Source organism: Mucilaginibacter lappiensis, assembly GCF_900155965.1.
Classification (GTDB): Bacteria; Bacteroidota; Bacteroidia; order Sphingobacteriales; family Sphingobacteriaceae; genus Mucilaginibacter; species Mucilaginibacter lappiensis.
The window spans coordinates 490,630-502,262 of the sequence record NZ_FTMG01000001.1 but is presented as its reverse complement, the minus strand read 5'-3'; the positions used below and the strand labels follow the sequence as shown (position 1 = coordinate 502,262).

At 40.0% G+C, this 11,633-nt stretch carries 11 protein-coding genes; 4 read left to right on the top strand and 7 right to left on the bottom strand.

Translation table 11 applies throughout. The annotated features are described in order from the left end of the window. The first annotated feature begins 299 nt into the window (after positions 1-299). From BW976_RS02125 to BW976_RS02115, 3 genes are all read left to right on the top strand, one after another. Complete coding sequence (locus tag BW976_RS02125) at positions 300-1,163, top strand: helix-turn-helix domain-containing protein (protein ID WP_139332169.1); 864 nt, start codon at positions 300-302, stop codon at positions 1,161-1,163. An 86-nt stretch (positions 1,164-1,249) separates the two neighbouring features. After that, positions 1,250-1,882 (top strand): NAD(P)-dependent oxidoreductase, encoded by a 633-nt coding sequence (locus BW976_RS02120; RefSeq protein WP_076369913.1) that lies wholly within the window; start codon positions 1,250-1,252, stop codon positions 1,880-1,882. 157 nt (positions 1,883-2,039) lie between these two features. Beyond that, entirely contained in the window at positions 2,040-2,513 is a 474-nt protein-coding gene (locus BW976_RS02115) for a hypothetical protein (RefSeq protein WP_139332168.1), read from the top strand. Positions 2,514-2,755: 242 nt separating this feature from the next. Here the strand turns inward: BW976_RS02115 and BW976_RS02110 are convergent, their stop codons facing one another. Continuing rightward, entirely contained in the window at positions 2,756-3,652 is an 897-nt protein-coding gene (locus BW976_RS02110; protein WP_076369909.1) for an ankyrin repeat domain-containing protein, read from the bottom strand. Between the two features lie 119 nt (positions 3,653-3,771). On the opposite strand from BW976_RS02110, the gene BW976_RS02105 reads away from it, so the two are divergent. Then, positions 3,772-4,725: a helix-turn-helix transcriptional regulator gene (locus BW976_RS02105; protein WP_076369907.1), complete on the top strand. Its 954-nt coding sequence runs from the start codon at positions 3,772-3,774 to the stop codon at positions 4,723-4,725. Between the two features lie 382 nt (positions 4,726-5,107). Here BW976_RS02105 and BW976_RS02100 read toward each other — a convergent pair whose 3' ends face one another. The 6 genes from BW976_RS02100 to BW976_RS02075 all read right to left on the bottom strand — a co-directional run bounded on the left by BW976_RS02100 (position 5,108) and on the right by BW976_RS02075 (position 11,550). Then, entirely contained in the window at positions 5,108-5,869 is a 762-nt protein-coding gene (locus BW976_RS02100; protein WP_076369905.1) for an SDR family NAD(P)-dependent oxidoreductase, read from the bottom strand. 118 nt (positions 5,870-5,987) lie between these two features. Next, positions 5,988-6,863, bottom strand: a complete 876-nt coding sequence (locus BW976_RS02095; RefSeq protein WP_084192019.1) for an AraC family transcriptional regulator — start codon at positions 6,861-6,863, stop codon at positions 5,988-5,990. Positions 6,864-7,449: 586 nt separating this feature from the next. Then, positions 7,450-8,274, bottom strand: coding sequence for a siderophore-interacting protein (locus BW976_RS02090; protein WP_076369903.1), 825 nt, complete (start codon positions 8,272-8,274; stop codon positions 7,450-7,452). 46 nt (positions 8,275-8,320) lie between these two features. After that, positions 8,321-9,880: a DHA2 family efflux MFS transporter permease subunit gene (locus tag BW976_RS02085; RefSeq protein ID WP_076369901.1), complete on the bottom strand. Its 1,560-nt coding sequence runs from the start codon at positions 9,878-9,880 to the stop codon at positions 8,321-8,323. Positions 9,881-9,919: 39 nt separating this feature from the next. Then, the gene (locus tag BW976_RS02080; protein WP_076369899.1) at positions 9,920-10,612 is read right to left on the bottom strand and encodes a hypothetical protein; all 693 of its coding nucleotides are present in this window, start codon (positions 10,610-10,612) and stop codon (positions 9,920-9,922) included. 83 nt (positions 10,613-10,695) lie between these two features. Further along, the gene (locus tag BW976_RS02075; RefSeq protein ID WP_076369897.1) at positions 10,696-11,550 is read right to left on the bottom strand and encodes a helix-turn-helix domain-containing protein; all 855 of its coding nucleotides are present in this window, start codon (positions 11,548-11,550) and stop codon (positions 10,696-10,698) included. Positions 11,551-11,633: the final 83 nt, after the last annotated feature.

Genomic DNA, 11,633 nt, shown 5'->3' with positions numbered 1-11,633 from the left:
TAAGAATAATTTGGACAGAAGCTAATATAAACGGTTTATAACATCAAAATTACGTTCCATTGACTAGGTGTTTAGTGTCCGTTTTGTGTTTTTTTTTGTGCTTTTTGATATTTAAAATTGTTTTAGGTTTGCTTAAGTCGACGGCGTTTGCCGATATGAGGGCCAGGCTGTCAATAGCTTCGTATTGTCAAACCATGATAACAGAATTGTATGTTCCTTTACCATTCTCTACTTATTGCACATTTAATTAAGTTTGATGTGAATTATCGGTACTTCAGACTTATAAATACAAAACCTGAGTGAAAAAGTATTCTAATATCATTGAAGAATTTAAAATTTCACAGCTAACTCCTGCAGGAGTTATTGTTATGGATATTAAGCAAGATGATATTGATTGCGGACATAATCTGTTCATTCCACATCGCGACAATTATTATAAGATCATTGTTCCTATGGAGGGAGAGTTTAAGCTGATGGTTGATTTTAAAGACTTTGATATTTCCGCACCCGCATTGATCATGTTGGTGCCGGGGCAAGTGCATCATTTGACATTTCTTACATCTCCAAAAGGGTATTTTATAGGTTTCGATCCCTCTTTAATTACTAAGGAGTTTACGCAAATTCTAATGAATTGGGGGCTTGACCCTTTTCTTTATAATAACGAAACCGGCGTCCCTTTACAAGTGCTAAAACTGATTGACCTGCTTAATACTTTGCTGCATGACAAACAAGATACATTTATCAATACTTCTGTTCATGCTATTTTAACAGCAATTTTGAATTTAATAATCGGTTACAGCATATCCAGACCAGATAACAAAACTGGCCAGGTAAACCAAAGTGTAAAAATAGAACGTGAATTCAGTACCTTGTTAAGAACACACTTCAAAAATTGGAAGCGGCCTGCGGATTATGCCAGCGCACTTTCTATAACTGTTTCACATCTCAACGATACATTGAAAGAAACTACGGGAAAACCAGTTTCCGAACATATCCAGCAGTATGTTATACTCGAAGCAAAGCGGCTTTTATTTTTTACCGATCAAAGTATTAAAGAAATTGGCTACAGTTTAGGATATGATGATCCCAATTATTTTTCACGCCTTTTCAAAAAAAATGAAAATATCACGCCGTTGGAATTTCGATACCAATTCCGTGATTAGTGCTATACCTCCCTTTTTGAATCCTATTCTTTGATTTAGACATAATCGTTCTTTGCAAGTAAATATTAAATTTTACAATACGAGCAATGAACTTAGCAATTATTGGCGCCTCATCCGGAATAGGCCTTAACACTGTGAATCTTGCATTAAATAAAAAGCATTATATCACTACATTATCAAGAACGACGCAAACAATACCTGATAATCCATTCATTACCAAAATCAGCGGCGACGCAACAATTAGTGGCGACGTAAAAAAAGCGATTTCGCATGCTGACGCCGTTATCATTTCCATTGGAAAAAGAGGTAGAAACAATGACCCCGGCACACTTTTTAGCAAAACAGCTAAAGCTTTTCTCCAAGCTGTAAACGAAATAAATTTTACAGGTGCTGTATTCATAGTGACGGGGTTTGGCGCCGGGGCGAGTGGAAAATATCATAATTTAATCATGAAAATTCTTTTTCGTCTTTTTCTTAAAAATGAATATGATGACAAAACGCGAATGGAAAAGTTGTTATCGGAAAGTGGTATAAAATGGGAGATCGTGCGACCCGGGGTTTTGAACGATAAACCAGCAATTGGGAATTACAAGATTTATACCGAATTGCAAAAAGACATGAAAATTGGCACTGTTTCTAGACATGATGTTGCGACGTTTCTGCTTGATCAGGCAGAAAATCCAACCTATCTGGGGAGATATGTGAGCCTTACCAATTAACAGAATAAATTAATATTATCAAAGTACTTTTAATAACAGATATTATATGCAATCTCCTCGAAATATAAAAAAAAATGATACCGGCCTTTCAAGTATTTTCCGCAAGTCACTTGGGAAATGGCAGATTTGTATTTTATTCTTTTCAATAGCGGCCTTAATGTTCGGATACCTCGTACCACATGGCATTGACACTGTAACCAATCAGCGAACACTGGCAGACAAAATTTTGGATGAATATATCCTGACATGGACACCTGCAGATGCACAAAAGTTATTTACCTCACTTGGGCCGAAGGGCAGGGAAGCCTATCAGAATTTTTATCTTCACCTGGATTTTTACTTCCCGGTTTTATCACTGACGATTTGTTACATTAGTTTTTTATCACTTGCTTTTAGATCCAATTCTAAGATGGCCTGGATCAACATTGCACCGATACTAATGTGGTTAATGGATACTGCGGAAAATATAGATCATTTTTCAATGGCCGGGTCATTTCCTCATCTGTCTGATTTTTCATTGACCTATGGACCCTGGTTTACCTTCATCAAATGGGTACTGATCATTATGCTGCCATTAATCGGATGTATAGAATTTTTGGTCCGTAAAAAAGTTACGCTAAAGAACCTTTAGGTTTCTTAATAGATAGTCTTGCGTTTTCATTCCGGGGCTATCTATTATTTTAAAACCCGGTTAAAGCAGTAAATATACAAATAACACTAAGTTTAACTGATGACGTAAACTTTACCATACGAATCTAAAATGAGCTGGTCAGTAATTATCAAGACCAATCATAAAACGTTCAATATACTTTCAATGGCTATATCCAAATGAATACTCTTCACGAAAGATTTGTTGAATTTTTCAATGACATTTTAGGGATGTCGTTGAACTAAATATTTTTTGATCTCCCCACCTGGAAATAAATCCACAGCTGTTTTTCCTTGTTCATTTCTCTCCTCTAAGGACGCCCCATGTGCTAATAACCACTGTGCAACTTCTAGGTTTTCAGCTATAGCAGCACATAATAAGGCGGTATTGCCAGCATTATCAGTCTCGTCAATTTTTGCTCCGCCTTCTTTTATCAGCCATTGTACAACTTCCAACTGACCTTTAAGTGCAGCGCAAAGTAATGCGGTTAATCCACGTCTGGATCTTTCCTTAACTTTTGCTCCGCCTTCTTTGACTAACCATTTTACAACATCAACATGGCCTTTGGTTGCAGCGCACGATAAGGCGGTTAGTCCAAAAATATCTTTCTCATCAATGATCGTTCCGCGCTCTTTTAATAACCATTCTGCAACGTTCACTGTACCGGAGGCTACTGCATAATGCAGCAGTGTACATCCGCTTGGTGTTTTTATATCGTTTAGGTTATTCTGAATAACTCGTAGCCCGTTTAGATTTCCATTAAAAGCATCGCGATGTTGGTCTGTTGGAAATTGAGCTCCTTTTTCCAACAAATAATTTACTATTGTATTGTCCTTGTAAAAGCAAATAACAATTTCCAATATAGATCTTTTCCTTGCCTCATTTACTTCATCAATTTTTGCTCCATGATCTATTAAAAAGGTAATTACGTTTTTATCCGCATTACAATAAATAGCATATTCCAGTGGAGATATGCTGGTATAAACTTCATATTGGTCGCCAAAGACATTGACATTAGCGCCTTGACTTAGAGCTTTCCCAATTTCTTCTATATAACCATTTTTAATGGCTTCGAAAATCGATAGTTCCGGTTCAGTAAGTTTTGAAAATAAATTTGTCATTTTGATTATTTAGAATGTTATGGATCCCGCATATAATTACTATTGCAAAATAGTATATAGATTTGCAATTAAAATAACCTGATTCGGTTTAAAAATAGTCGTAAACAACAGGAGTAGGCATGATCGGAGAAAAAGCAGGCTTGATAGAAGAATTTGCAGCAGCACTTGGCGTCGCGGCGAAAGACAATACGATAACTATTCCAAAATCAAAAGGTGGCGGGTTTATCACCTTTATGCGAATTGAAGGTGATTTCCGGGTGATGATTGGTAATTATTATCTGAAAGAGCAGATGGTCATGGAGCGTATTAATAAGTTCGGAGCAGATAAATACATTTTGTTCTCATTTAATGATGTATTTGAGCCCTTCGAAAAAAGCGAGCAGGTTATCAATCAATATCAACAACCCAAGGTTGCTGTTTTCTCCGAAACAGTATCATCTGTTCTGACATTTCCGTCGCATACTTTTTTCAGAAGTATTTATATAGCGGTGAACCAACGTTACCTGCAAAATATGACAGCTAATATCCGGCATCCGATTATCGCACGAATAGCAGAGAACAAAGAACATTTTGCATTTGAATCAAATGTCACCGCTGCTATGATCAAATGTGCCAATGATCTGATCAGTGAAAATGTAAATGAAGGTCTTGAAGCGCTGTATTTTAAAATAAAGTGTGAAGAACTGCTTTGCTATTTATTTAATCAACTCATGGGGAGAAAAGATGAGTCGGTAAGTAAATTTCACATTGATGATATAAAAGCGGTTTATAAAATTAAGGATTATCTCCGGTCACATTTAGCCACTGCTCCCAATATCGCTAAACTCGCGGTAGAAGCCAGCATGAGTGAAACTAAATTGCGTAAACTTTTTAAACAAACATTTGGCAAAGGCGTCTTTGAATATTATCAGTCACTACGGATGCAAGAGGCAGCACGATTATTAAAAGATGAGCGCTTAACTGTTTCGGAAGTCGGCTTTCGGCTTGGGTTTACCAATCTCAGCCATTTTTCAAGAGTGTTTGAGGGATATATTGGTATGAAACCGAAGAAGTGGAGCGTAGCCATAAAATAAACTAATTGAGTTCATTTTTATATTTACTTCATGAACAAGTTGGTTATTGATTCTGTCACGTTTTCAATGAGCTAGAGAATTATCCTTTGAAATTATTCAATGAAAGTAAGTTCAACGTTTTTATTTACTATGCCATTTGGTCAAATTATGTACTGAGGACATAATAGCCATAAAGGGTTTAGAGAAAAATTCACATTTTAAAGTCTTAACTCCTTTGAAGTATTCCGGCCACACTTTGCCCGTTAAAAATATGTACATTAATAAATCTCTGACGCAATTTTCTATCAGGGTCGTTTATAAACCATTAAGGGTTTCGCGAAATCAAAACCCTTAATGATTAAGTGAATACCATTTGGGTATTTCACAAAAGAACTTTAAATAGTTATATGGCTGTAAGGCCACCGTCTGCGAATATCTCAACGCCGGTGATAAAACTGGACGCTTCACTTGCCAGAAATAATGCCACCTGGCCAATCTCATCAGTTGTACCGATACGACCGGCAGGGGTATCTGCTCCCATTGATTTTACGCCTGCCTCTACCTGGTCTCTACCGTGTGCCTTTTCCAGTGCGTTTCTCAAAGATTCGGTATCAATGGCTCCTGGCGATAAAACATTGAAGCGTATTCCAGTTCCTTTTGTATCCTGAACCCAACTCCTAATGAAATTACGCACGGCCGCTTTCGACCCACCGTAAATACTCATTCCACGTGGCGGATTTACAGATCCGGTTGATCCAATGATGATGATAGTACCGCCTGGTTTCATCAACGGTACTGCTGGTTGAACAGTGAATAGTACACCTTTTACATTGGTGTTAAATGTGCGGTCATATTGTTCTTCAGTAATGGTGCCCAAAGGGCCGTGGTCGCCAAGACCGGCATTAGCAACAACGGTGTCAAGTTTTCCAAATTTGGCCATTACCTGTTGATATACAGCTTCCATGTCTTTCAGCTTCGATACGTTTGCGACAATTCCTATACCGTCTTTGCCGATTACGGCCACAGCCTTATCCAGATTCTCCTGTTGCAAATCGGTAATAATAACGCTTGCGCCGTTTTCCGTAAATGTCTTTGCTATAGCCAAGCCAATTCCTGACGCACCGCCGGTTACAACGGCTACCTTGCCTTCCAATGTGTTTTTCATATTTAAATAGATTAAGCGGTGTTTGCTAAGCTACCGCTGATACAAAAGTACATGGGTAAGTAACCCGGCTTTAAAGGTATTCAAACAGAAAGCATAGAAATTCAAACATGTAGGTCTTTTATCTTACCGCGTTGGGTGAAATGCCGGTTTGTTTTTTAAAGAAATTGGTAAAGTAGGTTGGGTATTCATAACCAAGGCTATAGGCGATCTCATTAATCGTCCAATTGGTGTGCTGAAGCAATAATTTCGCTTCGTTTATAAGACGTTCATTCAAATGCTCTGTGGTAGTTTTGCCAGTCACTTCTTTTACTGCGCGGTTTAGGTGATTAACGTGCACAGACAACTGTTTTGCATAATCATTTGCGGTTTTCAGTTTTAGAATTGCTTTCAGCGAATCAACTGGAAACTGCCGTTCCATTAGGGCCATAAACAGTGTGGCGATACGCTCGGAAGCATTGTGTTTAATATATTCAACAGCAGGCTTCATTTTCATCGCTTCATGAAAAATTAGATTTACATGGCTGTGCAGCAGATCATATTTGTGGCTGTAATCCGAATTATATTCCCGAAGCATATTTCTGAATATGGAGCTGATATAATCGAGCTGCATTTTGTCTAAAAAATATACCGGGCCCATACCAACTGAAAAAACGGGAAAATCTTTTAACAATTGACGATGGTCCTTAAACGCAAGAAATTCTTCAGTGAACAGGCAAAAAAAGCCTTCCTGATCAGCAGATTTGGCTTCCCAGCCATAAGGTATCATTGGATTTGAAAAAATCAGCGCGGGCTGATCAACCTCAACAGTTTTATCCGCATAATTCAAAGTATCGGTTCCTGATGTTACAGCAATCTTATAAAAATCCCTCCGGTTGTAAGGTACTCTTTTACGATCAAATACATGTCGCTCAAAAACACTGAACAAATCTGCTTTTTTTAAAGTGGGTATTACTTCAGTAAAAGATTCCTTTATAATTCCGGATTTGTTGATCATAGATATAAATGCTTTAACAAGTTTCCGAATGAAAAGAATAAAGGAGCCATAAATAATAGAGGGGTTGGAAACTAATTATTATATACTACTCACTTTTCGTTAATTTGTTTCGTATTAGGTTATATAAGAGGAAGATAGCAAACTTTAGATAGGTTAACGGATGGAAGGACAATTATCTGACCATTTATATTTATAATATTCAGTACGTTATATCGAAAATAAACAGGAAGGGGCACCGAATAAGGCACCTATAATGTGCTTTTGTTTGGTAGCCTGTTAACCGTATAAATGATAGTCAATGAACTCGTTATTCAAATATAATGAATGTTCTTGAATAAAAAGTCGTTTTTTAGGACGATGTGGTCGTTTTTTTGCCGCCATGCTGTACACCTTGCAAGTCAGGAACACACCACTCTGTTTTTCGCCACGTAGGCATCCAAAGCGAGAGATGGGTAAAAAAGAAGCAAAATATCCTGAAAATATTATGGCCTGTCTGCACTCTGATTTCAAATAATGTTACTGTACCCTTCAAATTCTTTAAATAGGTTTCAGATTATAGTTTATAGATATAAGATAGCTTAAAATATCATTGGGCTCTCCTGATTTGATGATAGTCGTCTTCGCTAAAACCCGCCTTCCAGTAAACCGTCGCATGTAATTCTTCACGGTTCAGCCCGAGTTGTTCTATCGCATACTTACGCATAATTCGTACCATATTTTCCTCGCCGGCAATCCAGGCATAGCGTGATTTTAGCGCAGATTCAGGCAATACTAAATTTTTCACCGAATATAATATCAGATCTGATTGTTCAGGCGGTACGCCGTTCCGGAACAGCCAGCATATATCAATGGCGCCTTTGGTATTGATGTAAAATGTATCGGTTTCTCTTTCTACCTCCAATAAGGCGAGACCTGTTGTTTCAGCAGGTAAATTTTCCAGCATAGCGCTTATCGCAGGAAGAGCGGTTTCGTCGCCTGCAAACAGATACCAGTCCGACGGTTCACGTATTTTTCCCGATAATTTGATGCCTATTCCCAATGAGTCGCCGATCGAAGCATTTCCGGCCCAGGCAGAACCCGGCCCAATATCGCCGTGAAGCACAAATTCGACATCCAAAATTCCCGTTATTCTATCCAAACTTCTTACCGTATAAGTACGGATATGGGGCTTGATTTTTTCATTTGGCCAAACGGCCCTTCCGCTGGACATATCCGGCAAAAAAGCCTGACCGTCCTTAGTAGACGGGATAAAAACCTTAAAATGGCCACCCGGGGCCAAAGGCCCGATTTGTTTCAGTAACTCATGCTTCAAACTGATTCGTCTTAAATGAGGAGCGGTTTCTTGTATACCGCAAACCACTGTATTCATACAAATTGATTTTGGTCTTTTTATTTCATTTGATGTTTCCATTATCTTTGTGTTTGGTGTGTTTAATTTATAAATGAGTCCTATCGGTTTAATGCGCATCTGACACCTCTACTTTTCCGGCCTTTATTACTTTTCTTTTTTTAATAGTGACCAGTACCAAGGGAATACAGGTAGCATTTAAAATGGCCAACAGTAAAAATGCATTCATATAACTCAAAAGATAGGTCTGTCTAACCACTGTGTTTTCCAGGGCAGCTATGGCTTGCTGCATGGCCTTATAATAATTGGAGCCGTGAGCAACCAGATTATTTATGATAGCCTGCATTCGTTGCTGCGTAATTGGATCGCCTGGCGTAACATGGGTGATCAGCGCGGTACGATTAGCGGCGGCGCGGTGTGCGATATACGTATTGATGAGGGCAATGCCAAAAGAGCCGCCCATTTGCCGCATCATATTGTTGAGGGCTGCACCCTGCGGAATTTCATGGGGTTTAAGCTCCGATACGGCCAGCGCAGTTAGCGGAACGATCAGCAAGGCATTACCCAACCCGCGAAAGATCAGCGGAATAAAAAAGTAAGCGCTTCCGGTTTCCAGGTTAGATCCGGACATCATGAACCCGAATATGGCAGAAAAAAGAAATCCGGTAATGATAATATATTGCGGACGCACGCCGCTTTGTAATATCTTGCCCAGGAATGGCGAAACCAGCGCAGCCATGAGCGTTCCGGGCAACATCATCATGCCCGTTTGGAAAGCTGTGTAACCAATAATTCGCTGAGCGTACAAAGGGAATACGAAAATCGCGCTGAACAGGCAAAACCCCAGGACAAAGGTCATTAAAGCGGAAATGGACAGCGTAGTACTTTTTAGTACCCGCAGATTGATCACGGGAAATTCTATTTTCAATTCCCACCAGATCAACAATGCCAGTGAAATAACAGATAGAATGCTGAGTACGACAATATAGCTTGCCGAAAACCAGTCATCTGTTTCACCTCTTTCCAACACTACCTGTAGCGAACCGACACCCGCGGTCAGCAGGAAGATGCCCAGCCAGTCTATACTTCGCTTATCGGTTGATGCTTTGCTCGGGCGGAGGTATGCGTAAGACAAGAACGCGGCCATCAAACCGATTGGGATGTTTACATAGAAGATCCATTGCCAGCTCAGGTTGTCAATGATATAGCCACCCAGCACCGGACCGACAGATGGGCCGATGATAATGCCCAGGCTAAAGATGCCTGCAGCAGTGCTGCGTTCCTTCGGCGCAAAGGTTTCAAAAAGTATGGCTTGTGATGTGGACAGGAGCGCTCCGCCGCCGATACCCTGAAGAAAACGAAAGGCCACGAGTTCCCAGAGATTAGTGGAAAAACCGCACAGGGCCGAAGCGAGGGTAAACAGCAGTATCGATCCGATATAATATTGCTTCCGGCCAATTTTCTCGGCCAGGAAGCTGGTCATGGGAATAACGATAACGTTGGCAATAGCGTAAGAGGTGATCACCCAGGCAGTATCTTCGAGTGATGCGCCGAGATTTCCACTCATGGTGTTGATAGAGACATTGACAATAGTGGTATCTATGAGTTCTATGATTGTTGATGTGATGATCGTTACGACGATGACCCATTTTCTAAAACCGGTTTCCATAAAAACTTGGGGTACTAAAGATTTAAGATTTGTGAGATATTAAGCGGACAAGCCAGCAGGCCATATATGAATATTCCGGTGTCCCAAGTTCTTCAACAGTTTTTGAATGTCGCCAGTGAAGCATTGATTCCCACTCAGGTAAAACGAAGTGTGATTTGTGCAGTAATTCTGGCGTAGCAGCCAGTTAATCAGATCACGCTGATGCTTAACAGTGGTTAACGGCGTGCTAAAATAGCTACTGAACAGTTTAGCCGTTTGCGGGCTGTCAAAACTTACGGCACCATCAAGCCGGGATGCTGGCGATGTTAATTGCTGTAAAGCCAGCGGAAATGCCGGATGGCTGCTATCGCCTAGCCCGACGATTAGATTGGTAGGATGCAATGTTTCAGGTAAAACTAAAATTTTGATGAATCGCACTGGATCACCGCTGCGCAGTGAATTTGCCCATTGACCACCGGAAGTATCCCGTGCCACGTTAATGAGTAATGAACAGGTCGCCGTATCGGCATCCCAACCAAAAGGAACATAATCACGAAAGCAAACATCACTGATGAGGAATGTGATCTTCATCAAACCAGTCCATTCATTTATATCTATAGTTGGTAAATGAAGGTCAATCTCGATGAGGGGCGAGTCCTTCCAGGCGCGTACTTCCAATACCCTTCCTGCACCGACTAATTGTTGCCCGGTAACATTTTTTAAAGCATCTTCAATTATTTGTATAATAGACATATCCTTGTAAGACAATTTTGAATGCTACAAAGAAACAGCCTTTTTAAGCTTGTTGAAATAGAGGTATTGGCGTAATGATAGGACTATTTTCGGTACTGATCCCGGAAAGCAATGGCGGAGGTGCCCGTAATCTTGCTGAATAAACGGGAGAAATAGGAATGGTCTGTATAGCCTAAAGTATGGGCAATCTCTTTAACTGTGAGGTCGCTGTAATATAATAACCGTTTAGCTTCCATGATCACTTCCTGTTGTATCCAGTAGCTTGGCGGGAACCCTGTCGTTTTCTTTAGGATCTCGCTCAGATATGCCTCGGATACATTAAGCTTAGCCGCGAATGCTGCCGGGCTTTTAACTGTACGTATCTCAGTTGTCAGCAGGTCTTTAAACTGGGATTTTAATTGCACCGGGCGCGAAACTTTTAAATTCATGTCGGCATCGCCATTATAACAAGTAGCGGCAATGGCAAAAAAGGATTGCAACAGTGAATGTATGGCCAATATGTAAAACGGACCGGCATTATCTTCCATATATTTAACGAAAAGCAACGCCAGCAGGTCGCGAAATTGTTGAAGGTAGGCAGCATTTAATACATGAGGTTGCTGCAATATTAAGGTGCTTTCAAATACAGTCCTGCATTCGGGCGGTATCAAAGCGGTATCAACAGCGATAACCCAACCATCAGCAGCGTAATTTTTGATACGCTGGTGTACCTGGGTAGGAAGTATATAATAAAGGGAATGCTCGGGTAGGGGCATGTCAATGAAGTCGATCATGACAGATCCGGAACCGTTTTCCAGTAAAAAGAACATGTAATGATCATCCCTGTGTGCAGATAAAATCGCCTCATCATCAACGACAACTTCACCCTTTTTAAAATACTTCAGGTACAAGCCTAAATTCGTCCTGTCTGCCAGTAAGTGTAAAGGGATATTTGTCATGTTACAAAAGTAAAAAAATTGCAATTCTATTCAAGTTTGCTTTTAGTCGTCCGGATTTCAGGTTGTGAAGACGCCGTACTCTA